The sequence below is a fragment of the Mesorhizobium sp. C399B genome (assembly GCF_030323185.1).
In the GTDB taxonomy this organism is placed as follows: Bacteria; Pseudomonadota; Alphaproteobacteria; order Rhizobiales; family Rhizobiaceae; genus Mesorhizobium.
This window is the reverse complement of the sequence record NZ_CP100472.1, coordinates 6,168,305-6,193,127: the sequence shown is the minus strand read 5'-3', so window position 1 is coordinate 6,193,127 and position 24,823 is coordinate 6,168,305. Positions and strand designations below refer to the sequence as shown.

Genomic DNA, 24,823 nt, shown 5'->3' with positions numbered 1-24,823 from the left:
GCGCGACAGCGCCTGCTGGGGAATAGGTTAACGGTAGACCCACGGACTCTGACTCCGTTAGTCCTGGTTCGAATCCAGGTTCCCCAGCCAGCATTTTTCCAAATGAAATCACAAACTTAGACCGATGGGGATTTCCGTTTCTCGCGATTTGGTGCCGCGACACGTTGCGACACGTTCGCCTTGATTCTCAACGGTTCTCATCCGTTCGCCGCTACTCGACGCGACATGGACGCGACATGAAAGGGCATCGTCATGGTATGGTCTGACATCCTCTATTTCACCCCGGTCATCCTTTGCGTCGGCGGCATGGCGCTGGCCAAGCTTCCTGATCTCCTGGACGTAATCCAAGGAACGCCGGGCCAAGCCGATTTCGAACGCTTCATGATGGATGCCCGCCGGCGCGGTCTCACCTATTCGGAATCGATGCGAGAATTGGATATTAGGACGATCTTCGCCCGGCTTCGTCGCGAGGCCAGCGACGCCGTCGCGATCGACATCGAAAACTGGAAGCCGATCCTGGACGCCAAGGTCGCGGCATGCCTCGCCGACAATCCCGAACATGCCAGCGACCTTATGGCGATGATGGTAGGCTTGAGCTACGGCCACATTTTATATGAGCATGAGGCGGCCAACGTAGATAGCCTGTACACGGGGCTTCGCCGTGGCGGACAATCGATCGACCAGCTGGCGGCGTTGCGCGTGCACCGGTAGCGGCCTCATCCAAAATCACTGTTGAATTTTGGTTTTTCAACGCTATCTATTCGCCTGAAACAAGCGCGGTGAAGGGTGGACTGCATGTCAGACTTGAGCGAAGGCGCTAAAAAAATCCTCCGACATTTTCGAGACAACAAGATTCCGCAACTTGCATACGAATTTCCAGACACGTTGGCGGCATTGTTTGACGATCCTGAAGAGTGCGAACAGGCTCAGAAGGAATTGCAAGGACGTGGGTTTATCGAGTTGGGGCCAGAACTGCCCAAGCATATTCCGGTGTCATCACGTGTCCGACACGCGGCTATTACGCTGGAAGGCGAGCGGCACACAAAGAAGAATGATATCTAATCCAAGACCCTGACCATTTTCCTCAAGCTAGGAAAATTTGCCTCTCATGCAGGACTCAGTTATATAATTTGGTAGTCTTGTCCACAGTTGAACGCCAGAGTTAGCTATCGTCGCCAGACGAATCGCAATAGCCTTCCCGCGAAGGCGGGGCTGGCAAACGCTGGGGAACGTGTTGCTGCAACGTATGGCAAAGAAACAGCGAGAAAGTTCCGGTCCAAAGTCTGGTCGCGGATCGCCTTACGTTCGACCATTTGAAGCTGAGACTATACCGCTTCAGCAACTGTTAGACTACACGCGTCGGCCATTCCCTGAAACCCAGACTAACCTCTTCCGCGATCAAGATGACGCGGACCTTGCTATCTATTATTCTGGCGACCTCACTTTCCTACTAAACAGGTGCGTATCGGTGATCGGCGCACGGGACGTATCTCCGGAAGGGCAGGCTAGAGCCAGGCGCGTCGCTAGAGAACTCACTGGCTTCGGGATTGTCGTGACTAGTGGTCTAGCCAAGGGCGTCGACATTGCGGCGCATCGCGGTGCCATGGACGCCGGCGGCAAAACTATCGCCGTGATTGGAACGCCAATCGAAAAGGCCTACCCCATAGAACACGCCGAAACGCAGATGGAAATCTATCGGCACCATTTGCTTATTTCTCAGTTTCGCCCGGGCCAGCGCACATTCCCATCGGACTTCCCGAAGCGAAACCGCCTTATGGCAGCACTCACCGACGCGAGCGTTATTGTGGAAGCTTCGGATACATCAGGAACGCTGCATCAGGCGGTCGAGTGCACCAAGTTAGGCCGTTGGCTTTTTATCGCTAACTCAGTGGTCGAAGATCCTCGACTAAGCTGGCCAAAAAAGTTTCTGGAGTACGAAAACTGTGTTCCGCTTAAAGATATTTCGGATATTACCAGTAGATTGCTGTAGTAGCTCGCCGATTGAGCGGATTGAAAAGTATGCGAGTTTATTTTCGGGCGCAGTATCTGACTAGCGCTGTTGGTCAAATGCGTAGAGCCGACTACAACGCCACACTGTTGGTTCATGCGGTAAAAGGGAAATCGATCAACTCCAGTCAGTATGCCCATGTGAAAATCGGCGGCTCTTCCGTCATGATCACCGACGGAAACAAGGACCGGGCGATGGATTGGTTCGGTGAGTGGGCCGCCCAATACGTCCGAGCGCAGGGATGGGGGCCGAAAGTTCTTGTTCCAATCCCAAACAGATCGGCTGTGATCGGCAGTTCTGCTGCACCAAGAACGGCTTTGATCGCTCACGCCGTCCGCAGGGCCACCAGTGGGGCCGTTGTTGTGGCAGATGTGTTGCGATGGAAGCGACAGCTACCCAAGAGCACCGACATTGCTTCGCGAAGGCCAGAAGTCCTGCTGCCGGATTTGGTCCTGACCGGCAAACTTCCGGTTGGCACTGTGGTTCTCGTTGACGATGTATTCACCTCGGGCGGGCATGCCGTTGCTTCAGCGTGGCGATTGGCCGACCAACTTAAAATACCTAGCTGCGTGATTTCCTGCGGCCGGACCCTTCACGAACAGCTACCAGACCCATTCGCGGTGCCAGACGAAGAATTGATAATTCCGAAGCGACCGTAGACTGGCACCAGGCGTGACAGTGCGCAGTTGTTTAATCCTTGCCGACCCCCGCTGATGCTAAAGTCCGGGCGTCATAGAACGGAGAATCAACGATGCTGTTCGCCGACATGCAGGACGCACACGACAGGCGAGTCGAAAAGCTAATCGCTAGGATGGACAATCCCGGAGATCAGGACGCCAGTATTCTAGCTGATGAGCTTCGGACCGTTCCGTTAGTTTCGAATTTCAATCTCGTAGGGATCAGACGGCGATTAAACAACATCGAGGTAGGCGTATGGGCGATTGTCGGACTGCTGGTTCTCCACATCTATCGCCATTGGTGAAGTGCAGCCTGCGGCAATAAAATTCGTCGCGCGTGCGGTCGAGCCAGATCGATTTCCCTGCAATGGCTGGCCCAATCAGGGCAATGAAGCTTGTTAAATATCGCCGGGAGAAACCACTCCCCTACAGCCCCGATAGTCCCCATCCGCAACCACAACCCATTTGAAATAGCCGGTATCACTGGTGATGATTGCACGGGTGCCGGGCTTAACGACACAGGCCACAAACGGCATGATCAGATCGATGCCGCCAGGCTCATTCATGAGAACGTTTCCTTGGCGAGATGCAGAACCGTTCTGCCAAACAATGACCCAACTCTCTCCGGGCCGATTCAGTGTCACCGATTGCGCCAGTGCTGCCTGAGTGAAAAGCAAGCTTACGATAGCGGTGAATTTCAGAGCCCGAACAATCTTCATTTTGCGCCTCCCCTGTGACCAGATCGGGGAGTTGAGAAGCCTTCAGGTGGAAGGCCGCATACGCCTTTAGGCTTTCGCCCTGGACATACACGTATGCCTCCCCGACCTTGGTCGGAGAGTGCGGATATCGGCAGCACTGGTGCCGCCACCTGAAGGGGTTCTCACGCCCCTGAGCTTTCGCTCAGATGGCGTTATAAAGGTCGTTGACGCCTCTGCCAATCCTGATGCGCCAGCTTTACCTTTTGGTGCGTTGCTCGAAACTGGCGGGCTGCAGGGCGGAAGGTGCGGTTTCATCGCTCAGCGAAGAGCTGACTGGGCGAAGGCCGTAACAGCCGGCGTCACCCGGTGAAAAACTGATGGGGCTCGGTGCCCTCGGCGTAACAAGCATGGCTGCGGCGGCGTTAGCGTCTCTGGTGACCCTGTTATTGGCGGACATCTGGCGGGTGCTGCGAGGTGGCTGGCCTCAACGTTGCGCTCAGAATGAAGTGGACTGAGAATAAACGCGGCGCGGAGTGACTGGCCGTTCCTTCTGGACAGACTGCAGAGAACGTTTTGCGTCTACGGATGTCGACAAAAAACTTTCCCCCATTCGCACTTTGGTTGCAGACTTGTTTACGAATGTCCGTAGAGTATGAACGATCTAATCCGGGTGGGAGGGGGCTCTTGCCGATACCAGGTTTTGGTGGGAACGGGCTGTTGCCGCCGTTTGTTGGCGTCGATGCAACGACGACGGCCAGCCGATCGCCTTACTTCGCGCATATCACAGAGGTGGTTCAGAATTTTGGCACCTCCGTGGAGCGTCGGGCACTCCTGTCAAATCTGATCAGCTACCGCACACTGCTCGCTGGCGAAGGCTATGTGTCAGGGCTGCAGTTCGTCGATGGAAGCTTTGTGGAGGACATCGAGTCCGTGGCGAAACGGCCGCCAAGCGACATAGACGTATTTAGCATTCTGAACTTGCCGGCCAAATACCTAGGTGCTGGGCCTGACATATTAGCAGAGGGCGAAGCTTTCTGGCGCGATCGGGTCGCTAACAGGGAACATAACAAGGCGAATTTGAAACTCGACACCTATGCGCTCCTGGTGGAACAAACGGCCCTTGGCGACATGCTCCAGCAGGTTATGTATTGGTACAGCTTATTTTCGCATCAGAGAGACACCTTCGCATGGAAGGGCTTTCTTGCGATTGTGATTGACCCGGGTGCCGACAAGGAAGCAGCAAAAATGTTAGGGGGAGCTTGATGCCAACGCTACTCTCCCTTGAATCTCTCGAAACCGACCGCCAGTTCGTTGAGCGTCAGCGCGACGAAGCCAAACAAGGAGCATGGGGCACATCACGATTGATGTGGGAAAACCGGCTTCGGGAACTGAACCTTCGCATTGCCGAGTTGAAAGCTGGGAGCAACAGCTACGCTAGTGTTGCTCTGATTTTCGATGGATTGCCGGTGATTGGGCAGGGAGACATTCGGTTAGACTTCTCCACTGATGCCCTCAACAGCTATCAGAAGATGATCTCAATCGCGCTTGCGTCCCAGGCTGGCGAGGATTTGCCAGAGCGAGGCCCCGTCAAAGGGTCGGGAAAAGGAAGGCTATTTATTCGCGATCTCGTTCGAGGGTCGATGGGTTTCATGCTCGAAGAGCTCGCGCCAGATCAACAGGAGATGATTGCCACTCCATTAAAGCAGGCCGTCGAGAGCGCGACGGCTTTAATCGGCTCCATGACCGCTGACCAAACGGATGAGAATTTTGATGCCTTATTGGCGGATACGCAACCAAGGATGGTCGCTGCTGTCCAGAAATTCACGAAGGTGCTTCAGGAGGCTGGGGCTAGCACCCGTATCGTCGGAGACGAACACGCTGTAGGGCTGACGGGACCGCAGGTTGACGCTTTATACAAGCGGCTGAAAACCGTCGAGGTAAAGGAGGATGTTGAGGAGGTCGATGGGACCTTGCTTGGCATCCTACCAGATGCTCACCAGTTCGAAATGCGCCTACCAGGCGATGATGGTGGCACGTTGAAAGGCAGCGTGGCCGATGACCTCGCGCTAAAATATCTGGCCGACTTGCAGTTCAAAGAAACTTTGCTCCTTAAGCCCGTGAGAGCTTCGATCAATTACATCAGAACCATGCGGAACGGAAAAGTGATCAAAGAGCACAAGGTGCTGCAGAATCTGGTGCCATTAGGCTGAGGGCCAACCAACGTCCCTGTGTGGCTCAGTGACCCAAAAGCCGCCGGCTCTCGCTGGCGGCTTTTTGCGTCAGTTGGGAACATCCTCGCTCTGAGGCTGTTCGGTCACACCCGGCTCGTTCTTCAGCGGTCCGTGCCGGTGACCAAGATGCCCTGACTCATCATGGTCGGCCCGCGCGCTCGGAAGCAAGCGCGGGCCATCCCATTCACAAAGCCCGCTGGCTAGCTGATCTTATGTGACTCTCAGCGGGAGACAATGTGCGGGATGTCTGCAACTCGGCAAGCGACTGCCGGATGACGGTAACGGCCCCTTGAAGCGCAAGCGCGGCCATGATTCCTGCCACCGCAATGTCAGGCCAGCCGGAGCCAGTTCCAAAGACGCCAGCGGCGGCAAGCAGGACGGCAAGGTTGCCTAGAACATCGTTGCGGGTGCAAATCCATGCGGAACGCATGTTCGCGTCACCGCCTCGATACGCCCAAAGCAGGCCGAATGAAGCGGCATTGGCCAGCAAGGCTGCAAAGCCGACTGTGCCCATCGTTAAAGCGCCGGGCAACGTGCCGTGAGCAGTATTCCAGATGGCAATGCCAATGACCCAGGCCGCGAACAGCCCCATGGTAGCGCCTTTGACCAACGCGGCGGACGCGCGATAGCGAAGCGCCATGCCGATCACAAAAAGGCTGATAGCGTAGTTGCCGGCGTCACCAAGGAAGTCTAGCGCATCGGCCTGTAGCGAGGCAGAGCCAGCCGCTACGCCCGCGCCGATCTCGACTGCGAACATTGCCGCGTTAATCGCCAAGACAAGCCAGAGCGCCCGCCGGTAGCCGGCATTGGCCTTCTGCTCCTCGGCTTCGTTATGATGATGTCCGCAACACGCTGCGCCCATTTGGGATCACTCCTGCTTTGCGCTAAGCATATAGGAATTTAGGCAGGTGTGCGAAAGACACCGCTATGCATTACGAGCTTTCCGGTGTGAGTTCCGAGCCTGAGACGCTCCTGAGTGGGCTTTTCGCCCTTATTATTTCCTCTGCCGCCGACGCCACTGTCTATTGTCGGTGGCGAGGCCGCTATCACCTTCTGAGCGGGCGAGCGATGGAGTGCCTTCGGCGGTGAAGACAATTCCGGCGTCCTCCAACGCTTTGCGGATCGCCGCGATGTTGTGGGGACGCGATTTCCTGAATCCGTTCTCAAGATCGCTGATGGCCATTTCGCTAAGATCGGCCTTTGCGGCAAGTCGCACACGCGACCAGTTCAGTAGGGCCCGTGCTGCTCTGGATTGGTCTGCTGACAGTACGGTTCGGCTGTTCATAGACAGTCGAACATTCAAAATCGCTAAAATGTTCCTCTTGACCTACTGCGTTTCTCTAACGGCGTGAGGCCGGCCTCTCGGGTAATGCGGAGGGGTTTTCCAATAACTTTGCGGAACGCTGATCGTCACGCTGCAATGTCTTCTTTTTCGGCTTCGTCCGCTCAACCAGATCTGGCCTTTTCGCTATCAGGTAGTCGGCCTTGTTCGTTCGGTAATCTTGTTTGAGGACGGACATTTCTACAATCTCCATTGTGGAGATCAACGCGGCTGGGAGCCGACACGTTCCCATAAATCGCTTGTTCAAGGCCGAGCCGAGCGGCGCACGGATGCCACAAACGCGAAAAGGGCGCGGTTCATGACGGCGCCCTTTATTTGAAAAGGTTCAACTGTCGTATCCTACGAGTCTTGCCGACCATACCAGTCGTCGACGTCTCGCCGCACGCGATCCTTCTCAATGCCGTAACGTTCCTGGATCGTACCTTCGAGCTGATCGCGGTTGCCGGCTATGCGGTCGAGATCATCATCGGTGAGCTTGCCCCACTGCTCCTTGACCTTACCTTTGAATTGCTTCCAATTTCCTTCGACGCGATTCCAGTCCATGATGGCGATCTCCTTTCGTTCGTCCTTTCGAATAACGGTCGTATGGCCGTCAGGTTCCGCTGCAGGTAAGCGCGCTTGCTCGTGATCTAGCAATGGAACCTAATGCCCATCGCCAGCTTGAGTGCGCCGGCCTTTTCAGTTTTGGAACACAGCGGGCCTTTCGCCGTTTGGTGCAATGGAACAGCTTCGCAGCCAGATGCAGGTATTCGCCGATCCAGGCCTGTGGATCGCCTTGGCGGCACTGCTGATCCCTTATGGGATCGGTGTCGCACTGCTCCTGCGGGTAGCCGGTTGATGGAAGCCTGTTAACTTTCCTAGATCTCCGTGAAGCCTCTTGGACGCGGCGGAAGGTCTGCGTCCGGCGCTCTCCACCTAAAAATGAGGAAACTTAGAGAGGCGCCGGAGTGTTCGCCCTATTTGATACTAGGGGACGGCGGTTTCATCATCACTCGCAATTGCATCTGATCGATGGCCGCTATGATGGCCGTCGCCAGTGCTTCCGCCTCATGAATCAGTTCCGGACCATAGAGCCCGTTGACCATCTCTTCGCTCGGCAGCACGCCAGGAGGACAGTGCTCCTCGATAGTGCGCCGGATCAGCGTCAGCGCTACCCGGCATTCGTCGGCTTCGATCTTCATAATCATTGAAACATGCATTCGAGCTAAAATGTTCCGGAACCGATCTCAGCCTAGCGGCTTGAATCGCCGGACGGTGGGTCAGTGCATGCGTTTGAAGTTCATTGAGCCGTTAATGCCGACCTTGGTGGAGAAGCCTCCCGAAGGCGACGAATGGATTCACGAGGTCAAGTTCGACGGCTACCGCAGCCAGATCATCATCGATCATGACGTGCGCATCTTCACGCGCAACGGCCACAATTGGACGGCAAAATACAGGGATCTGGCCGGTGCCGCAAAACGCCTTGGGGTCGAGAATGCCATCATTGACGGCGAAATAGTCGTACTCAACGAAGCCGACCTTTCGGACTATCAGGCGCTGCGCAAAGCCATCACCAGCCGCCAGCATGACCTCTACTTCGTCGCCTTCGATCTCCTCCACTTGAACGGTCACGATCTGCGGGACATGGATCTCGAAGACCGACGCGAAATCCTGGAAGGCCTCATCTTGCCTGATGACCGCATCCAGTTCAGCCAAGCGCTGCCCGGAGACGCTAAAGCCATATTCCACCTGATCGATGAAGCCGGCCTTGAGGGTATGGTATCGAAGCGACGTGACAGCAAATACCGCAGCGGCCGGTCGACAGCCTGGCTGAAGATCAAGAGCTACATGGTGGAAGAATACGACTTGCTCGGAGTCGAGCGGGAACCCGGTAAGCCGGCCTTTGCGCTGATGGCCGATCGGAAGACCGGGGAGTATGTCGGCTCAGCGTTCATCAACTCCAGCCGGGCAATCCGCGAACGGCTATGGAAGCGCGTCCAGGAGCACGCCGGGCCGGCGCCGAAGGGCATGAAGCGGCCGGCGACGCAGTGGGTCAAGCCGGGCCTGATCGGACGAGTGAAGCACCTGCGCGGCGAGGAGGACCTGCGCCACGCGTCCTTGCAGGATTTCAGGGAGGAAGACTAGCGAATTGACGTCTAGCTAAGTGACAGGCACCTAGCTTGGGGATTTCTGCCATTAGTGTTTCCAGGAACAAACGTCATTCCTTCCACTTCGGCACATTCGTCTTTGAAATCTTCGACCAAACCTGCGCAGCCTTCTGTAGAGCCATTAACCGCGGTGCAATATTGGCCCAAGGTTATAGGCGTTCCGGGCTGGATTACGTTGTGTAGCCCTGCCGCAGATACAAAATTAGAGCCCAGAAACGTGAACAGGCATACCCAGAAAAACCTCATGACGTGCCTCCCCCTTTGAAGGCGAAATGTTCAACCAAATATTGGCAAGAAGCAAGGCTTTTTATAACATACAAGCGTCCAGCTAAAAAGGTCGAAGATTACATGGCGCGCATACTTGCCAATCACGGATCAAAAGGCGCGGGAAAGTCATCTGGTTTCGCCGGGGGCCGTTCCACTTAGGCGGTCGGACGCGCTTTGGAGTTCTCCTGCGGAGGTTGCGCGGGTCATTGGTGCCGTCCTGTTCCTGAAAGAAATTGCTCGCCGTCTCCGCGATGCTTCATGCAGAACCAATGCGATGGCTGGCGCGGCCTGGCAAATCCGAACCCAGCATCCTTGCCGCAGCCGGGGTGCTCGCACGCATGATTGTCGACCCGCCGCCGTTCGCGCGGGGGCGCTGTCATGCCTTCGACAGGCCGGCTAGGTTCGTCGCTCATAGCGGGTTGATCGGCCCGACCAGGCCGGGATGGTCGTTGGGCAGCTTGTTGATGGCGCTCGTGTTCACCTCACGCCCAACGCGGTTGAACTGCAACTGACCGTCGATGTCGTGGCTGAGAATGTCCTTGAGGCTGTCCTTGGGCGTCGCCGGGTCCAGCCAGGCGTCATAATATGCCTTGTCGAGAATGAGAGGCTGCCGATCATGCAACTGCTTCATAGGGTCTGCGGCAGGCTCTGTGATGATGGTGCAGCTGGTTATGTCGAGATTGGAATTGTAAGCCCAAAGGCCAGCGAAGGAGAAAGGCGCGTGGCCTGGCTGGTAGATGTGCCAAGGGTCTTTCTTGCCGTCAGCCGGAGAAATGGTCCACTCATAAAAACCATCGGCAGGGATGAGGCAGCGCTTTGACTTGAAGGCGTCGCGGAACGCGGGCGCTGTATCGATGCCCTCTATTCTCGCATTGAACATGGCCGCCTTCGGCATCTCCTTCGCCCAGAAGGGCACCAGCCACCAACGCCCTTCGCGGAGCTTATGATTGCCATCTTCGCCGGCAGTGACGAACGGCACATCCTGTGTAGGCGCAATGTTGTAGCGCGGCTCGTCGTTGCGGCCCGTCTCCGCCGGCGCAGTCAGGCGGTAGAGCCGGTGAATTTCCGACCACGACAGATATTTGGTGTAGCGTCCGCACATCGCTCTGCCTCAGTTGCGCAGGAGTCCAGGCACGCTGAGCGGGCCAAGGTCGAGAATTCTCCTATACTCGTCGTTGCGGCGCCAGACGCCGCGTATCTTGCCCTTTTCGCGGTCACGCTTCGCGTCGAAGGCCTCCCCTTGAAAATGATCGAGGAACGCCTTCGCTTCGGCTGGATCCGCGAAGCAGTGCAATCGATATTCCTCGTATTTGCCGTTTGGCCAAACCGCTTGCACATGCCGGATTTGGAAAGTCATTCCACGTTCCTGACAGTAGTCGTGGATCGTGGTCCGGTTCCGACCGGTGCAGAGGTCATCAGGCAGCGCCACCTGGTGTGGCCATCTTTCGTCGATCGTCGATGGCGGCAGTATGCTGCTGCTGCGCTGGACCATCAGTGGCGAGCGCCGCCGGTGTTCTTGCTCTCACGGAGATAGATGTCTGCCTGATGGCGTATGGCCTCTGCCAAAGACAATACACGATCAAGGTCATCGGGATAGTTCGCCGGGCACCATATGGCGGTTAATTCAGCGATGGCCGCCTTTTGGCTGAGAGGTGAGAGGCCGCGCACCCGCTTTCCCATCTTGCTGATAGCCCGGTGGATGGCGGGCATCTCGCGCCTGACCGTAGCGTAGATTCCGGGCTGTTCGGATTCCGTCGCAATCATCGGTTTCATGAGGTGTCTCCAATTTGACAGCAGTGAACAAAATCAGAACATTTGAGTCAACCCCTCTTGACTGGACAGGAATATGTTCCTCATCTTGTTCGCTATGGCGCACGATCCGATCGACACGCTGGGCAAGGCGACCCGGCACAACATGCTTGTGAAAGCCGAGTGCAGCTGCGGCAACGTCCGCTACTGCCGATCGGCCGATCTCATGATGGTCTACGGCGGCGGCGTCGATCCCTTGAAGCTCAAGTTCGACTGCAACCGGTGTAAGCCGCAGATCAAAATCACCTTGCTGGAGGTGCATCCCGAACACCTGCCTAAGCGCCTAATGATCCACAAGCCGATGAAGATCGATGGCAAGGTCGTCTGGCACACGGAGAGATTTCGAGGATAGGCCATGGCAAGATCGAAAGGTTCGCAACAATTGTCACAGGCTGAAATTGAGCGCTTTGTGGCGTCAGCGGAAGCGCTGCACTTGAGTATCATCAAGCAGTTTATATCCCCGCATTGCGACCACTGCCGGCAGACGCGCGTCCTGCATGACGTGCTGTTGCAGGCGGTGCGGGACGTCACAGGGGAGGAAGTAACGTTCATCCAGTGGAACGGGACAGGGCCAGCAAAGCCGCCCCATCTGGACTCCAAGCCCTAGGCGTCGCATTCTCCCATCGGGGAGTGAGGGGCGTGGGCAAACGTCGCTACTACGCGGACAATGAATACAACCGCCGAAGGTATGGCAGGCGCCATCGTTCGCGCGACGCGCCGTTATGGCTAAAGATCGGGGCCTTCGGTGCGGTTGTGGCTGGCCTGCTGGCCTTTGAAATCGGTCCCCCTGCTGTTGGCTGCGGCATCAAGGGCAATATCAGCTACAACACTGGCGAGCGCATCTATCACGTTCCCGGGCAGGAACATTATTCCGAAACCCGCATCAGCCTTTCGAAGGGCGAGCGGTGGTTCTGTTCGGAAGATGCAGCGCGCGCCGCTGGGTGGCGGAAGGCTATGCGCTAGCGTCGGCTCTAGCCGTTCTCGCAGCCTATCCCGTCGCCGTCTCGGTCGAGATCATAGATATCCGTGCCTATGACAGTGACCGGCCCGCGCACATATGCGGGGCCGTTGCCCTTTCCAGAGGAACAATCGACATCACTCGCAATCGGAACACAGGCCCCTGAGTAGTTTGGGTCGCAGGCTTCTTGGGCATGGGCGCAGCCGATGAAGGATGCCACGCAAAGAGCGATCGCGCCCCGTTTTGGGAACATGAACTTCGACCATACTTTCCATACAAAAGCGGGTGCCAGCGTCACCGAAAAGCTTGTACGAACGCCCAATCGGCTGTTACCATTCTGAGGCTACAGCTTCACAGCGCATGTCGGAAACCGACCTGCCTCCCGATCTGCCAGAGCTTTCGAGTTCTCGGCTTCGGACGCGCAGGCCCTTGCAAGCTTGACGCCGAATCCTTGGCCCTCCAGGCAGCGAACCATATATCGGTCTCTAAGGTCTTGGTTCACATCGTAGGTCGTCGTTGACCCCGGAATGTTTACCGCCCCGATGGTGTTGCAGGAGACGACTGTTCCGATCGTATTGCATTGCACTGTCCCGGGGTTGTTGTAGCCAGGATGGTAATCGGTTGCCATCGACTGCGGTATTTCTCTGAGCGACGCAATCTGACACTGGTCCTTAGCAGTCTGAGTTGCGTTTAGATCAACGCCCGGTTTGTAGACGATGTAAGCCGGCGCCGTCTGGCACCCCGCAACAGCAAGGATCACGATTATATAGCGCTTGCGCATAACATTATTCCCCCGATGGGCACTGAACTGCAAAAGCAACACCCCCGCAAGAGGCGCTTTACGATTGCTAATACAAAATCGGCTGGCGTTGCGGTGGGAGGTTTCCTGATCAGCGGCGGCCGGGCGGCAAATCAGGTCCGATCCCTAATCGAGCAGGACCTCGTACAGAAAATGCCTGTTCATCGAAGCTCACAGCGTGGGAGTAAGACAACTGTGGCGGTGGTGAGCTATGGGGCCTTGCTCACCATGGGCGAGGCCTTAAGCCGGTCAGCAAGTTTCACGGCAAGGCGAGACGTGGAGTCGGTCTGCCTAATCAGGGCAAGCAAATCGATGCTGAAAGTCGCACCACTCTTTTTCATATCTCGGAGTTCGGCATCCAGCATCGACTGCAGCGCTGCCAGCCGCGCTTTCGCCCGTGTCAGATCCATCAAACCGTCGATTTGGGCCTGTGAAACGCCTGCCCCGTTGCCGAAATACGCCCGGAACCCTTCTTGGAAAGTTTTCTTTTCTGCCCTCGAAAGAGCCTTGGGGAAAGGCATAGCCCTCATATTTTCCACATTTTTGATCATGGCAGACCTTGGCTCCAAGACTGAGAACTCGTGTCAGGGCAGCAATCCGTAAAACAATTGCAGAAATCGGTCCGGTGCATCGACCAAAGGTTCGAACGCTGCCAGAATAATTGCGCGCGTGGGCGGGCGTGCGGTCGGCGTGCGTTGCCTGATGTCCACATTTTAATGCCCCCACCCCTCCAGAGGCGCCGCCGCGCTGGCGTCACAGCGCGGCGACCGGTGGCCTGAGAGGAAGGGCAGACGCCCAGGCCAACGACAGGTTTTTTCAATGGACTGGGTAACGCCTCTTGACCCCTTCAATCGAGCGCTGGAACCAGATCTCCATCTGCCGTCGATAGGTGGCGAGACGTACGCTGATTTCGCGTTCGTTGATGTCCTGCTTTTTGAGGGTGGCTTCGTAGTCGACAAGAACTTTGTCGCGAACCTTGCCAAGCGCTTCAGCGGCGAATGCAACTGCCTGCGACGGGGTCATAGCTTCACCTTGGCGGTGCGCGTCTTGACGCCTCCTGGCTTTAGGCCCCTTTGCGAACCCGCTGCGATTTCAAGCAGCGTAAGCCGATTTGAAAGCGACTTGGTCTCCTTGGCGACCAGAGCTGCGACTACGTCTGCGATGTCGGCGAGAAGCCCGTCTTCGGCCAAGACCGAAGCCACATTGTTATCGGCCTTTGCAAAGACCTTTGCCAAGGCGATGATGGTATCGAGCTGATCGCTATTGCCGGAAGTGAGCTTGGTGAGTGCGCGCATCTATCGAGACCTCCGATGGGGTGGAAGTCGCACTATACCTCAACCAGTTTCCGCAACTTGGAACGCGTGACCTTGGTCAGGTCTACGAGAGCACGACTCAAGGCTTGCTCTATTTTCGAGCGATCGTGTGAGTCCCATTCTGGCAGGTATCCGGCCTCTACCAGAGCGTCTGTAACCTCAGTGAGATCGACCTCGACATCCAGGACCGAAAGTCCCTTTGTTTTCCGGTCGCGGTGTCTTGCCTTACGCGCTGTCGCGGTCATTCCCGTGGTTCCCCTTGTTGGTGTCGACCGCTCCTTTCTTTGCTACGTTCAATACGTGGTGTGCGAGGTCGGCTTTTTCCAGGTTCTCACGCGTCACTGTGGTCACCGCCGAGACCTCAGAAATCCTGGTCAAGGTCAGAAGGCGCGTAGCGACGGCGCCGCTCTTCGAGAATGGCTTTTGTCCAGGCTTCCTTTTCCCGGATCGGAATTAGCGCAAAGGCCCTCTCCGGCTCTTCGTCAGGCGATACCGAAAGCGCGTAGGTGGTAATGATATACTTTATGCCGTTGGCGTCAGCTTGTTCGTAAGTTAGGGATTCATCCCTCTGCCACTCTTCACAAATCAACGTATTCAAAAATGCGTTCTCAAAGACCCAACTCACTTCGCGCGGGGAAAGCTCATACGGTTCGATTTGATTGGGGGATTCAAAGAAGGGCTTATCGCCAGGGCTATTGCGTAAGGGAGAGTGTAGGTCCTGCGGTGCATTAGGCTGTGCAGCGCCTGCACCGTCGCGTGCAGGGCTTGCACCGTTCGGTGCATTTCCTGCGGCGGCCATTTCATTTGCCTGTGCAGCGCCTGCACGATCCTTCTTTGTGCGATCAAACCCCTCAGGAAATGCAATGCCGATTTTTCTGACGGTGTTCGGTTTTCCCTTTTCGTCCTGCGCCGTGGTCTCCTCAAAAAAAATCCAGCCCGCATTATTAATTCGCACCAAACCGCGCTGCACGATTGAGATGCTTTTGTGGACGAGCGCAGCCAACTGTCCGTTGGACAGACGACACCTCTGCAAAGCGTCAACGTGCACATCATTGAAGATCGGCCACAGGAGCCTCAGCGAGATGAGATCATCGGCAAAGACGTTGTGAGCCCCACTCATCCACTCATCGCGTAAAGCACGGCGCGCGGCGCGAAGTTCCAGCGCGTCGCCCTTGGGCCATTTGATGGGCTCGGATTTACAATCCGGCGGCGAAACGCGCGGTTGACGCGGCGGCGGTCGCTTTTTCGATTCATCACCGGCCTTGCCTGATCCGGGCTTTGATGTATTTTCTTGCTTCTGTGATTTTTCCTTTGCCCGGCCGCCCTGGTCGGGCTTTTCTTTTTTTCCGGAGCCGAGCAGCTCGTCGGCGGTTGCAGCTGTCATTAAGTCATTCCCTTCCTTCTCCGGACCTCGGCCCTGAGGCCGCATCTGATCGCTCGTACCGCTCCGCCGATTGATGACTCTGTGGCGTCGAAACGCTTTCTTACTTTCCAACGAAATTCTTCTGCGAGCCGATCAATCTCAACCTCGATTTCCTGACCGCAAAGTGGAGCGATCATCGCAGCGAGAGTGCGAATGCCGGCGACGTTGAAAATGTCCCTGCGAGTCAAGTCGATCACCTCGGCGGGCCCCGCAGGGGCTGGCCTGGACGATGGCAAGCGATCAGCAGGGATGGTGAGAACCTCGGCCGTCAGCTGACCCCCATTGGTGCTTTTCGTCATTGCACCTTGCTCCTTACGTTCTGAAGCAGTCGCTCATGCCAACTGAAGCGGTCTTCGAAGCGGACGCCGGGCCTACTGTTCGCGACAGGCCAACAATTCTGCCAGTCTGACACGACGCTGCTAGTCGCAAGATCGACAACTTGAACAATGCGATCGGGTGAGACGCGCCCGAAGTAGATGAACCAGGTTCGGTCGCTGGAACCATTGGCACGTCGCAAGGCGTCTACCGTTTCCTGGGTGCCGTTAGTAGCGGCCCAAACCCGCCACTTGTGAAGGTCCGCTTCCGGCACATCAACTTTGAGCCGAAAGCGCGCCTTGTCCAAGGCTGAGCCTGCAAGGCCGTGACCAATTTCGACTTTCGAAGAAGTTAGCCAAACGCCTACGAGGCCTGTGCCTCTCCAAAGGTCAGTTGGGACGTCGCCCACCGTTAAGCCATGCGCTGCAATACCGCGCAGACATTGGCCGGCAGTGAAATGATAAAGGTCCATCACTTGCCCACCTCGCCTGCCAGATGGGCAAGCAGGCGGCGGCGACTGGCAACCCAGATAGCCCCCACCTTCGATGCCGGAATCTGCCTTTTCACCAGCATGTGAAAAGTCTGGCCGGGTGTCCTGTTAATCGTTGCGGCAATGGCCTTGCAGCCCCACACGATGTCGCCGGATTCTTTGGATTTTGCCTTCATTTTGTCGCTCGCAATCGTTCGATAGATCGGAGCGGATGCTAGCGGATTTGAGCGGTTGCGAAACTTATAATTTTATGTCATGGGATAATTTCAAAATTATCCAGACAGAAAACCTATGATCCCAGTGACATTGGAATGGCAACACCCCCTCCGCGACGTGACTGTCCCTGAGGGTGAAATAGATTGGGACGCTCTGGCTGACGACGAACGCCGGTTCACGCCTCTGACCGATGAGATTCGGCCACGCTCCTTCACGCTCATCAATCTGGAAAATCCAATCTCGGTGGCGATGGCGAACTGCCGGACCTTCCAGGACTTTCGCGCCTTCATCAACAACTACGGTTTTCCCTGGGAAAAAGATCAAGCGGAGGTTTGGCAGCTGATAAGCCATTCCAAGGACATGAACCGCTATCTCGCTGCATGCTCAGATCCCCCCGCCGCTAAGCTAGAAGCCGCGCTGCTCATCCGAGATCGGTTCACGATTGAATCTGACATCCATTTTTCGCCTACGACAGGCAATCCAGAATTGGCCGTTAAGGTCGCGACGCCGTTTGAGTTCATGTGCCTGGAAGTTCTCTACGCCTTCGAAGTAGGCGCCAGTTTTCAGCGCTGCGAATGGTGCTCCAACGGCTTTTTGACCGGCACCGCCACAGGGCGCCGAAACACCTCAAGATTTTGCCGCGAGAGTTGCCGTCAGACTGCCCTACGGCATCGAAACAAAGCACAAGGAGACAAGACCAATGTCCGTAAATAAACGAACTTGGACGACGCCGAAGGGCGAGGAGAAGGAAACCTGGGTTTGCCGATATAGTGACCAAGGCGGCGCTCGCCGCCTGAAGACTTTTCGCACGAAAAAGGCGGCCGACGCCTTCGCGGCCTCAGCAGCGGTCGAAATCCGCGCTGGCATTCATGTTCCCGACGCCCAGACGGTCACCGTTGCCGAAGCAGGAAAGAACTGGCTGAAAGCGTGCGATGAAGCCGGACTGGAGCGAAGCACTGTCCAACAATACGAACAGCACTATCGAATCCATATCGCCCCAATGATCGGCACGGAGAAGTTGACGCGCATCACCGTTCCATTTGTCCGAAATTTCCAGGATCGGCTTCGTGAGGCTGGCAGGTCAGCCGCTATGATCAAACGCGTCGTAGTCAGCCTTGGCGGGTTGATCGCCGATGCCCAGGGGCGTGGCCACATTATTGGGAATGCCGTTTATGACGCCTCGAAGCGTCGCCTGAATGGCAAGGCTAGGAAGGTTGAGCGTCGCCAGAGAGCAAAGCTCCGTGTCGGCAAGGACATTCCGACCAATCCAGAAATCAGGGCAATCCTCGAACACGTCACCGGGCGCTACAAGCCGTTGCTCGTCACCGCTATCTTCACCGGGCTTCGCGCTTCCGAGCTTCGCGGCCTCAGATGGGATCATGTCGATCTTGCCAAGGCATTGCTTCACGTCCATCAGCGAGCCGACAGATTCCATTCCATCGGGGCGACCAAGACAGAGGCCGGCCAGCGCACAATTCCCCTGCCCCCGATGGCAGTGAATGTGTTGAGGGAATGGAAATTGGCTTGCCCAAAGGGTGACCTCAACCTCGTGTTCCCGAACGGCGAAGGCAACATCGAATGGCACGCTAATATTATTAAGCGCGGCCTATGGCCTGCCCAGGTTGCAGCGGGGGTTATAGTCGATTCTGGTAAACGCGATCGTGACGGCGCCGCGATCATGGTGGCGAAGTATCCTGGTTTGCATAGCATCCGGCATTGGTATGCAAGCTGGCTGATAAATCGCCGCGTCGATGGTGGCCTGGAATTACCCATGAAGACGGTGCAGGAAAGGTTGGGCCATGGATCGATCGCCATGACTGCCGATGTCTATTCGCATCTGTTCCCCAGTACCGACGATGCTCAAGCGCTTTCGGCAGCGCAGAACCAGCTTATGATCGCGGTAGGCGCGACATGACTGCGACATGGGCCGAAAGAAGCCAATGGAAACAACCCGGGCGGAAACACTCTGACTCCGTTAGTCCTGGTTCGAATCCAGGTTCCCCAGCCAAGGCACGTCATGCCCACTGACAGCCAGTACATCCTCGAACGCATCCGCCAAGGATGCGTGGAGTTGTCCGACGACGAGTTCGTCATCGACAGGCTGGCAAAATATGTCGGCAACGGCAGGATCCGCTGGCATGTCGAATTGCGTAGGCACCGCATCGAACTGACGACCGGCCAGATCAAGAAGCAGCCCACCTTCCGCAGGAAAATCCTCGAACAGGCTGGCGTGTTGCCGCCGCAGCGTGCCGGGGCCGACTACCGGCGATGGGCTCTCGATCTGAGGCGGAACGCCATCGAGCTTCCCTGGCGGGACAGGCCGGTCGATGCCGGTTTTGCCATCGACAGGCTGACCAGCCACGGCGATGGGCGCTGGACGGTGGAATACCAGGGCAAGGCGATAAAATTCACGACGACCAAACTGCGCAGGCAGCTCAGCTTCCGTAAACGCATGCTGGCCAAGGCCAAGGTGCTGCCGCCCGAACTGGCCCCAGCCGCTTATCGAAAGTGGATGGACTGGCTTATTCAAAACGCCACTGAGGCGGCACCACAGGCCGGCGAAATCTTGATGACGGAGAAAAGCTGGCTGGACGACCTGCCGGAGCTGGCTGGCTGGCAAGATGAGGCGCCGCCCGAGAATTGATTGGGTTCCAATGATGTCATACGCCGCTGGCGTCCGATCCGGTCGACGCTGTTGGGCACTTCACGCAAACAGGCTAAGATCGGTCCCGGCAGAGAGGACATTTGCAATGGCCGAACCAGAGGACAGAGATATCAGGGAATCGCGCCGCATCCTCCGGGACATCAAGCAACAGAAAGGCCCGGCAGGCTTTAGTCGTCTCCCTTACGAGGACCGGTTGCTTAGCCTGAGCGAGAAATATCCTGATCAGATCGTACGGTATTGGCCAGTTGGCCTTATCGTTGTCTTTGGACTCCTCGCCCTGTTGATCTATTTCGCCTAGCGCAGTGGGCATTGCCCTCGGTGCGCTTTGACGAGGTTCCTCGGCATCCCAACGCGGATCTATCCGCATTTTAACTAATGTAGACAATCCTCACGGAGAACGTTCTCCCGGCTGGTGAGCAGTGTGGAATGGACTAACCTTGTGGATGAGGATGAGCTTCCGGCATCCAGCCGATCAGGCCGCTGGCGCGCAATAGCTTTGGCGGCACTCCAAATCGTCCCACCGGTCATTTCGGTGGGATGCGCCATCATGGCCGGCTATTTCACCTATGGCTTCAAACAACAAGCCGCCCGCGGACATGGCCGCTTTGGCCGTGTCGATCATGAAATCCGACGATGCCTCTCCGGAACTGCGCGATTGGGCAGCGGACGTTCTGGGGATACAGACCGATATCGGAATGCCTGCCAAAACTGCCCAGCAATAATCGCCTACCCGCCTCATATTCCTCCGGCGGCAATTTGGTCGCCGCCCAAATCAGCGGCCGGCGCCGCTCATTCAAGAGATGGCCTGAGGAGGCGCCGGCCAGGCGGGCATTGGGGTACCCGCCGACGCTACATTAGCATTCACGCATAGATTTGGTATGGCGCGAACGCGGAAGTGCCTTCACAGCAGCATTACCGCAATTTTTCCCAAGACCAGGAACCCGCAACGGTGCAAGGGTTGGAACGCCCAGCGTTTCGGCGCGGCTTGCCTGGAGACAATCATGGCGACGTTTCTTACCGCTCTCGCATCCGAAGGTCCGCCAGCCGACCGGCCGAAAGACATGGACCTGTATGGATGGTTGATCGGCAGTTGGGACATGGAGACGCTCCACCACCGCAACGACGGCACAATTCAGAAATGGGATGGCGAGTGTCACTTTGGTTGGGTGCTCGAAGGCCGCGCCATTCAGGACATCTGGATCAGGCCCAGGCGCCCTGCCCCGTCCACCATGTATGGCACGACCTTGCGCGTCTTCGATCCCGGGATCGGTGGCTGGCACATTATCTGGAGCGATCCGCTCAACCAGGATTACTCGCGCCAGATCGGGCGGGCCGAAGGCAAGGACATCGTCCAGATGGGCGCCGACTCGCGCGGCCTGCAGGCGCGGTGGCGGTTCACCGAGATCACCGCCGACAGCTTTCACTGGATCGGCGAGGAGAGACGCGCGGAGAGCGACCCCTGGCGCGTGACCTATGAACATTTCGCCCGCCGGGCGGGTTTCTGAAGCACGCCTGCGCGTTCCGCCCTCGTGCCCTTGCGCAACGCTCGATCATTTTCCCAACCGGCGCGATAACCCTCGTCCCGGTCGACGCCCCCGGCGAGAGCACGAAGGCGGTGGTCCCGCCGCCTGCCCCGCCCGCGAAAGGCAACAGCGCGCATACCGGCGTTTGAGCGAAAGACGGAAGCTTACTCCGCCGCTTTCGTAGCCTGCGATGCCCCTGATCGAGAGGAAATCCTCGAGCCTGTATCCGGCGTATTCGGCCGTTGCCGGATTGCTTTGCGCCGCCCGACCGGCAGCCTGCGCCAGCCGGGATGGTTGATGCAGACATTGTGGTGCGCATGGCGGGCGAGGTACGACCATAGATTAGCGATAGCTCAATTAACACCAAACGAGTATCTCAAAACCCGCCGGTACAAGCGCGCCCAAGAACCTTCATATGTACTGAGCGCGAACAGAGGCTAGACAAGCGAAGATTCCAATAGCATTGTTGGCACTGGGACGGGGCTCGACCGGCAAACGCAGAGGATGCTTGTCGGTGGTTGGCAACTGCTAAACCGTACAGCCGTAATTGCCACGGCTGCGAGACCAAGGAGTCCCAAGGATGCCGAACCCAAGCCAAACCAGCGATCAATGGTGGGTCAACGACCAGACGCCGGACAACCCGTACGGCAAAAGCGAAGATTACGGAGCCTTCCTCACCTATCTTGGAGCGCTGGACCGGTCGATAACGCCGGCGATCGCGGCGGGAACGCTGAGGATCAATGTCTCCGAGCTCAATGACCATCCCGAATACAAGGCCGCCGCGATCGGCGCCTTGCAGATGTGGGCCAGTGTCACCCCGTTGAAGTTCGAAATCGTCGACAATGCACCATACAACAGCGCAACGGACTGGATGCAGGTTGTCAGCCCCGAACTGGGCGAAGAGGACGACGGCAGCGCCTATTCCAACGACCGCTATGTCAGCATCGGCCAGCGTTTCCACGACACCGAGGTCAACAAGACGGATATTGGCGGCTATGTCTTCGATTCCTTCATCCATGAATTCGGTCATGAGTTCGGCCTGAACCACCCCGGGCTCTACAATTACAGCGGCCCCGGCGGCGTACAGATCAATTATCTGAACAATGCGACCTGGACCTACGACCGTCAGCAATACAGCGTCATGTCCTATTTCGACGGGATCGATGTCGGTGAAACCAGCCGCTGGTCGGCGTCAACGCCGATGATGGCCGACATCGAGGCAGTCATCCGCCGCTTTTTCTCCACCGTCGACGAGAACGGCGTGCGCACCTATCAGCATATCGATCTCAACACGGGCGACAACGTCTACGGCTTCGGCAGTGCCGTGGATGGCTACCGGCTGACCTCGTCGGGCATGCAGCACGATATCGGTTTCGTCATCCATGACACCGGCGGAACCGACACGATCGACTTCTCCGGCTCGACGGCCGGCACGATCCTCGATTTGCGCGCCGGACAGTTCTCCAGCGTCAACGGCCACAGCAACAATGTGTCGATCTTCGCCGGGCACAACGCCGACGGCACCGACTATTACATCGAGAACGGCATCGGCAGCAGCTATGACGACGTCCTGATTGGCAATGACGGAGCCAACGTGCTGGATGGCCGCGGCGGCGGCGACCGCATGGCCGGCAATGGCGGCGACGACACCTACTTCGTCGACTCCCTCGACGACATCGTGCGCGAGGAAGCGAATGGCGGGAATGACACGGTAGTTCTGCTGAACCGGAACTTGAATATCCGGAAAATCGCCAACGTCGAACACATCATCTACGCCGACGAGTCGACACTCCAGCCTGGAGACGGCGGCACCGAAACCGCACCGACCATCGGCGACAACACGATGACCAGCGTCATCTTCGGCGACAATGGCAACAATACGCTCGACGGCGGCGCCGGCGACGACACGATCTTCGGCCAGGGCGGCGATGATCTCATCATCGGCGGCCGCGACTCGCTCGCCAGCCGCGACATCAACAACACCATCGATGTCGCCGACCTTCCAGACCAGACCGAGAGCGACGACGGCAATGACACGCTCTATGGCGGCCGCGGCAACGATACGATCCTCGGCGGCCAGGGCAACGACATCCTCGACGGCGGCGACGGCGACGATACGCTGAGCGGCCAGGATGGCGTCGATATATTCAGGGGTGGCGCCGGCGTCGACACGGTCGACTTCAGCAAGGAGAGCCCCTTCCAGCTGCTCGTCAACCTCGAGACGAACGTGGCCAGCGGCGGAACCGCTACGGGCGACACCTTCTACAGCATCGAAAACCTAATCGGCTCCGATGACCGCATCGACCGTTTCATCGGCACGTCGGCGGCAAATCATTTCTGGGGCCGGGGCGGCGGCGACTATTTCAACGGCGGCGGCGGCAACGACATACTGGATGGCGGCAATGACGGCGACATCCTGTACGGTGAAGCCGGCAACGACACGATCATCGGCGGCGCCGGCCAGGACTATCTGGATGGCGGCGCCGGCATTGATACGGTCGTCTACGAAGGCAGCTCCGCCGGCGTGACGATCGACCTCGCCAATGGCACGGCCAATGGCGGCGACGGCGATGGCCCGGTGCAGATCGTCGGGCGCGGCACCGTTATCCGGCACGACATCCTGGTCGGCTTCGAAAACGCCGTCGGGTCGTTCTTCGACGACCATCTCATCGGCAACGCCCAGGCCAACAAACTTTCCGGCGGCGCCGGCAACGACACGCTGACCGGCGGTGGCGGCGCCGATATATTGAATGGCGGCGCCGGCAGCGACACGGCGGACTACGCCGACGCGGCCAGCGGGCAAAACCTCAAACTGGGTGGCGGCAAATCCGGCGGCGACACCTATATCTCGATCGAAAATCTGGCTGGCTCGGGCTTCAACGATCACCTGACCGGCGATGGCGCGGCCAATGTGCTGACCGGCCAGGGCGGCGCCGACAAGATCGACGGCGGCGGCGGCGATGACACCCTGCTCGGCGATTTCGCTTATCAGGGCGATGCTCCGCCACGCCCGGGCATGGGCACCGGCTACGCCACGCTCGGACCGGACGCGACCAACAATTCGGTCTCGACCGCCTTCGACATCTCGAACAACTTCTCGCTGACCGCCGACCCCGACATCTTCGATTCGACGACCACCCTTCACACCACCGTCAATGCCACCGGAAACGGCTTGGGCGGATATTACAGCATCAACCTGGCGGCCGGCACGATCATCACCATCGACGTCGATGGCATTGCCGACCCCAATGTCCATGACAGCATCGTCAGGGTGCTGGACAGCGATGGCAATATCGTCGCCCAGAACGACGATGGCGGCAACGACCCCGGCTCCAACAACGGCCGCGATTCGAGCACCAGCTTCATCGTTCAGGAAACCGGAACCTACTATATTGTGGAGGGCGAATGGTCGGACTCCGCTCCTGGCGATGGCTGGGTGGAATCCGTGCCGGAGGGCTCGACTTACAAGCTGAACGTATCGGTCGAATTCCCGCCGGCACCAGCTCAGCCGGGCGTTGCGGGCGCCGATACGCTCAATGGCGGCGGCGGCAGCGACCTTTTGGATGGCGGGCTGGCTGCCGATACGCTGACCGGCGGCGCCGGCGACGACTATTTCCGCTTCTCGACAGAACTCGGGAACGGCAATATCGACTGGATCAAGGACTTCAAGGTCGCCGACGATACGATCCTGCTGGACAACCTCATCTTTGCCAGCGTTGGCGGCGACGGCGCCCTCGCTTTGGGCTCATTCTACAAGAGCGCAGCCGGTGTTGCTCATGATGCCGACGACCGCATCATCTACGACACCGACAGTGGAATATTGTCTTACGACGCCGATGGTTCCGGACAGGGAGCAGCCGTTCAGTTTGCACACCTGAACACAAATCTGGATCTTTCGGCTGCAGACTTCATTGTCATCTAACGCGTTGCCGGGAGGGGTGC

30 protein-coding genes and 1 tRNA gene are annotated in these 24,823 nt (G+C 57.6%); 18 read left to right on the top strand and 13 right to left on the bottom strand.

The window, feature by feature from the left end:
* The first annotated feature begins 16 nt into the window (after positions 1 to 16).
* The 5 genes from NLY36_RS29580 (at position 17) to NLY36_RS29560 (ending at position 2,667) form a co-directional block, all read left to right on the top strand.
* Positions 17 to 90: transfer RNA gene (locus tag NLY36_RS29580), tRNA-Gln, on the top strand.
* Positions 91 to 306: 216 nt separating this feature from the next.
* Positions 307 to 711 carry a hypothetical protein gene (locus tag NLY36_RS29575; protein ID WP_156933239.1) on the top strand — a complete coding sequence of 135 codons (405 nt, stop codon included), beginning with the start codon at positions 307 to 309 and terminating at the stop codon, positions 709 to 711.
* 84 nt (positions 712 to 795) lie between these two features.
* Positions 796 to 1,062 carry a hypothetical protein gene (locus NLY36_RS29570; protein WP_023736453.1) on the top strand — a complete coding sequence of 89 codons (267 nt, stop codon included), beginning with the start codon at positions 796 to 798 and terminating at the stop codon, positions 1,060 to 1,062.
* Positions 1,063 to 1,234: 172 nt separating this feature from the next.
* Positions 1,235 to 1,990, top strand: coding sequence for a DNA-processing protein DprA (locus NLY36_RS29565; protein ID WP_245260286.1), 756 nt, complete (start codon positions 1,235 to 1,237; stop codon positions 1,988 to 1,990).
* 29 nt (positions 1,991 to 2,019) lie between these two features.
* Positions 2,020 to 2,667, top strand: a complete 648-nt coding sequence (locus tag NLY36_RS29560) for a phosphoribosyltransferase (RefSeq protein ID WP_023736451.1) — start codon at positions 2,020 to 2,022, stop codon at positions 2,665 to 2,667.
* A 416-nt stretch (positions 2,668 to 3,083) separates the two neighbouring features.
* Here the strand turns inward: NLY36_RS29560 and NLY36_RS29555 are convergent, their stop codons facing one another.
* Complete coding sequence (locus tag NLY36_RS29555; protein WP_023736449.1) at positions 3,084 to 3,404, bottom strand: hypothetical protein; 321 nt, start codon at positions 3,402 to 3,404, stop codon at positions 3,084 to 3,086.
* Positions 3,405 to 4,100: 696 nt separating this feature from the next.
* Between NLY36_RS29555 and NLY36_RS29550 the strand changes: the two genes are divergently transcribed.
* Both NLY36_RS29550 and NLY36_RS29545 read left to right on the top strand, forming a co-directional pair.
* Positions 4,101 to 4,646: a DUF6932 family protein gene (locus tag NLY36_RS29550; protein WP_023736447.1), complete on the top strand. Its 546-nt coding sequence runs from the start codon at positions 4,101 to 4,103 to the stop codon at positions 4,644 to 4,646.
* Positions 4,646 to 5,593: a hypothetical protein gene (locus NLY36_RS29545; protein WP_023736446.1), complete on the top strand. Its 948-nt coding sequence runs from the start codon at positions 4,646 to 4,648 to the stop codon at positions 5,591 to 5,593. Before NLY36_RS29550 ends, NLY36_RS29545 begins: the two co-directional genes overlap by 1 nt.
* A 205-nt stretch (positions 5,594 to 5,798) precedes the next feature.
* On the opposite strand, the gene NLY36_RS29540 is transcribed toward NLY36_RS29545, so the two are convergent.
* The 4 genes from NLY36_RS29540 to NLY36_RS29525 form a co-directional block, all read right to left on the bottom strand.
* Complete coding sequence (locus tag NLY36_RS29540) at positions 5,799 to 6,476, bottom strand: cation efflux transmembrane domain-containing protein (protein WP_023736445.1); 678 nt, start codon at positions 6,474 to 6,476, stop codon at positions 5,799 to 5,801.
* A gap of 132 nt (positions 6,477 to 6,608) precedes the next feature.
* Complete coding sequence (locus tag NLY36_RS29535) at positions 6,609 to 6,899, bottom strand: helix-turn-helix domain-containing protein (RefSeq protein ID WP_031249300.1); 291 nt, start codon at positions 6,897 to 6,899, stop codon at positions 6,609 to 6,611.
* A 396-nt stretch (positions 6,900 to 7,295) separates the two neighbouring features.
* Entirely contained in the window at positions 7,296 to 7,499 is a 204-nt protein-coding gene (locus NLY36_RS29530; RefSeq protein ID WP_023673385.1) for a CsbD family protein, read from the bottom strand.
* 413 nt (positions 7,500 to 7,912) lie between these two features.
* Positions 7,913 to 8,143, bottom strand: coding sequence for a hypothetical protein (locus NLY36_RS29525; protein WP_245260285.1), 231 nt, complete (start codon positions 8,141 to 8,143; stop codon positions 7,913 to 7,915).
* 79 nt (positions 8,144 to 8,222) lie between these two features.
* Between NLY36_RS29525 and NLY36_RS29520 the strand changes: the two genes are divergently transcribed.
* On the top strand, positions 8,223 to 9,080 hold the full coding sequence (locus tag NLY36_RS29520) for an ATP-dependent DNA ligase (RefSeq protein ID WP_286461609.1): 858 nt from the start codon (positions 8,223 to 8,225) through the stop codon (positions 9,078 to 9,080).
* Positions 9,081 to 9,779: 699 nt separating this feature from the next.
* Here NLY36_RS29520 and NLY36_RS29515 read toward each other — a convergent pair.
* Genes NLY36_RS29515 through NLY36_RS29505 form a run of 3 tightly spaced genes read right to left on the bottom strand, consistent with a single transcriptional unit; the run spans position 9,780 to position 11,143 of the window.
* Positions 9,780 to 10,472, bottom strand: a complete 693-nt coding sequence (locus NLY36_RS29515; protein WP_023736438.1) for an SOS response-associated peptidase — start codon at positions 10,470 to 10,472, stop codon at positions 9,780 to 9,782.
* A 9-nt stretch (positions 10,473 to 10,481) separates the two neighbouring features.
* On the bottom strand, positions 10,482 to 10,862 hold the full coding sequence (locus tag NLY36_RS29510; RefSeq protein WP_023736437.1) for a hypothetical protein: 381 nt from the start codon (positions 10,860 to 10,862) through the stop codon (positions 10,482 to 10,484).
* Positions 10,862 to 11,143 carry a hypothetical protein gene (locus NLY36_RS29505; RefSeq protein ID WP_023736436.1) on the bottom strand — a complete coding sequence of 94 codons (282 nt, stop codon included), beginning with the start codon at positions 11,141 to 11,143 and terminating at the stop codon, positions 10,862 to 10,864. Before NLY36_RS29505 ends, NLY36_RS29510 begins: the two co-directional genes overlap by 1 nt.
* A 73-nt stretch (positions 11,144 to 11,216) precedes the next feature.
* On the opposite strand from NLY36_RS29505, the gene NLY36_RS29500 reads away from it, so the two are divergent.
* Genes NLY36_RS29500 through NLY36_RS29490 form a run of 3 tightly spaced genes read left to right on the top strand, consistent with a single transcriptional unit; the run spans position 11,217 to position 12,142 of the window.
* On the top strand, positions 11,217 to 11,531 hold the full coding sequence (locus NLY36_RS29500; protein WP_023736435.1) for a hypothetical protein: 315 nt from the start codon (positions 11,217 to 11,219) through the stop codon (positions 11,529 to 11,531).
* 3 nt (positions 11,532 to 11,534) lie between these two features.
* Positions 11,535 to 11,786, top strand: a complete 252-nt coding sequence (locus NLY36_RS29495) for a hypothetical protein (protein WP_023736434.1) — start codon at positions 11,535 to 11,537, stop codon at positions 11,784 to 11,786.
* A 32-nt stretch (positions 11,787 to 11,818) separates the two neighbouring features.
* Positions 11,819 to 12,142, top strand: a complete 324-nt coding sequence (locus NLY36_RS29490) for a sunset domain-containing protein (protein WP_023736433.1) — start codon at positions 11,819 to 11,821, stop codon at positions 12,140 to 12,142.
* Between the two features lie 1,003 nt (positions 12,143 to 13,145).
* Here NLY36_RS29490 and NLY36_RS29485 read toward each other — a convergent pair.
* The 5 genes from NLY36_RS29485 to NLY36_RS29465 form a co-directional block, all read right to left on the bottom strand.
* Positions 13,146 to 13,487: a hypothetical protein gene (locus NLY36_RS29485; protein WP_031249295.1), complete on the bottom strand. Its 342-nt coding sequence runs from the start codon at positions 13,485 to 13,487 to the stop codon at positions 13,146 to 13,148.
* 265 nt (positions 13,488 to 13,752) lie between these two features.
* Positions 13,753 to 13,959, bottom strand: coding sequence for a hypothetical protein (locus NLY36_RS29480; protein ID WP_023736430.1), 207 nt, complete (start codon positions 13,957 to 13,959; stop codon positions 13,753 to 13,755).
* A complete protein-coding gene (locus NLY36_RS29475) occupies positions 13,956 to 14,231 on the bottom strand; it encodes a hypothetical protein (protein WP_023736429.1) in 276 nt (91 codons plus the stop codon). Before NLY36_RS29475 ends, NLY36_RS29480 begins: the two co-directional genes overlap by 4 nt.
* Before the next feature lie 379 nt (positions 14,232 to 14,610).
* Entirely contained in the window at positions 14,611 to 15,633 is a 1,023-nt protein-coding gene (locus NLY36_RS29470; RefSeq protein ID WP_023736427.1) for a hypothetical protein, read from the bottom strand.
* Positions 15,634 to 16,458: 825 nt separating this feature from the next.
* Entirely contained in the window at positions 16,459 to 16,653 is a 195-nt protein-coding gene (locus NLY36_RS29465; RefSeq protein WP_023736424.1) for a hypothetical protein, read from the bottom strand.
* Positions 16,654 to 16,768: 115 nt separating this feature from the next.
* On the opposite strand from NLY36_RS29465, the gene NLY36_RS29460 reads away from it, so the two are divergent.
* From NLY36_RS29460 to NLY36_RS29430, 7 genes are all read left to right on the top strand, one after another.
* Positions 16,769 to 17,407: a hypothetical protein gene (locus NLY36_RS29460; RefSeq protein WP_023736423.1), complete on the top strand. Its 639-nt coding sequence runs from the start codon at positions 16,769 to 16,771 to the stop codon at positions 17,405 to 17,407.
* Entirely contained in the window at positions 17,394 to 18,608 is a 1,215-nt protein-coding gene (locus NLY36_RS29455) for a tyrosine-type recombinase/integrase (protein ID WP_023736422.1), read from the top strand. The genes NLY36_RS29460 and NLY36_RS29455 overlap by 14 nt, the downstream gene beginning before the upstream one ends.
* Positions 18,609 to 18,710: 102 nt before the next feature.
* Positions 18,711 to 19,337, top strand: coding sequence for a hypothetical protein (locus tag NLY36_RS29450; RefSeq protein ID WP_031249291.1), 627 nt, complete (start codon positions 18,711 to 18,713; stop codon positions 19,335 to 19,337).
* Between the two features lie 106 nt (positions 19,338 to 19,443).
* A complete protein-coding gene (locus NLY36_RS29445; protein ID WP_031249289.1) occupies positions 19,444 to 19,656 on the top strand; it encodes a hypothetical protein in 213 nt (70 codons plus the stop codon).
* A gap of 268 nt (positions 19,657 to 19,924) precedes the next feature.
* A complete protein-coding gene (locus NLY36_RS29440; protein ID WP_023736421.1) occupies positions 19,925 to 20,080 on the top strand; it encodes a hypothetical protein in 156 nt (51 codons plus the stop codon).
* Between the two features lie 279 nt (positions 20,081 to 20,359).
* Complete coding sequence (locus tag NLY36_RS29435) at positions 20,360 to 20,863, top strand: hypothetical protein (RefSeq protein ID WP_023698053.1); 504 nt, start codon at positions 20,360 to 20,362, stop codon at positions 20,861 to 20,863.
* Between the two features lie 598 nt (positions 20,864 to 21,461).
* Positions 21,462 to 24,803, top strand: a complete 3,342-nt coding sequence (locus NLY36_RS29430; protein ID WP_023736420.1) for a M10 family metallopeptidase C-terminal domain-containing protein — start codon at positions 21,462 to 21,464, stop codon at positions 24,801 to 24,803.
* The last annotated feature ends 20 nt before the right edge of the window (positions 24,804 to 24,823 follow it).